Genomic DNA, 696 nt, shown 5'->3' with positions numbered 1-696 from the left:
CCCTACTTACTTCTATCCAAGGCCAAGGTCTAAAACGCTCTGGGGACAAAGCCCTCAATCAAGCGGCAAAGGCCACCATGACCACTATTGGCAACAACTACACTGAGTCAGTGGAGCCTGTTTTCCTTACTCAAAGTAAAGAGCTTGCCTACTACTGGGCGCAGCAAACCGTTCGTGAACGTAGCGTGCGTTTTGAGGGTGATGAGGAGCCGATCGTTTTGGCAGTTAACTTATCGGAGGAACAGCGCGAAAAAGTCAAACCCGATGTCGGCGCAATGAGCCTATTGATGATGAGTATCGGTGAACAGTTCATGGCACACGTCGCGCAAATCTACCAAGACAACAACGTTGAAGGCCCAGACATTGACCTTCGCAACGCCGACAGAATGGACTACCTCAATAAACTCGGCATGGCCTACATAGACCAAGACATCAGCCTAGCCTGTGTGAGCGTAGTTTCTGAAGCATAGATTTCTCAGTACACTCAGACTCTTTGAGTTTGGGTGCTAATCTTTCCCCCCATTCTCGATTCGTAAGTTCTCCATTTTCAATGTTTCACTTGGCGTGTAGCGTGCCTGCAGCGTGGGACTTTTCCCCCACGATGAGTTAACAAAATAAATTAGATAATGTAGCTTACCCTCTCTCTTACCAAAAATTGGCAGTGTGCCGAGCAAGTTTTTGCCCCGACTATTTCTC

Annotated in this window: 2 protein-coding genes; one reads left to right on the top strand and one right to left on the bottom strand. The window is 48.0% G+C overall.

What is annotated here, in order from left to right; genetic code table 11:
* Nucleotides 1-470 (top strand): hypothetical protein (locus tag QTO00_RS20480; protein WP_331426377.1); only part of this gene is annotated, 470 nt, incomplete at its 5' end.
* A 36-nt stretch (nt 471-506) separates the two neighbouring features.
* Here QTO00_RS20480 and QTO00_RS20475 read toward each other — a convergent pair.
* Nucleotides 507-696: hypothetical protein (locus tag QTO00_RS20475; protein ID WP_331426376.1), on the bottom strand; the 190-nt coding region annotated here is incomplete at its 5' end.

This window comes from Vibrio sp. M260118 (assembly GCF_036533755.1).
Taxonomy (GTDB): Bacteria; Pseudomonadota; Gammaproteobacteria; order Enterobacterales; family Vibrionaceae; genus Vibrio.
This window is presented reverse-complemented; position numbering and strand designations above follow the sequence as displayed.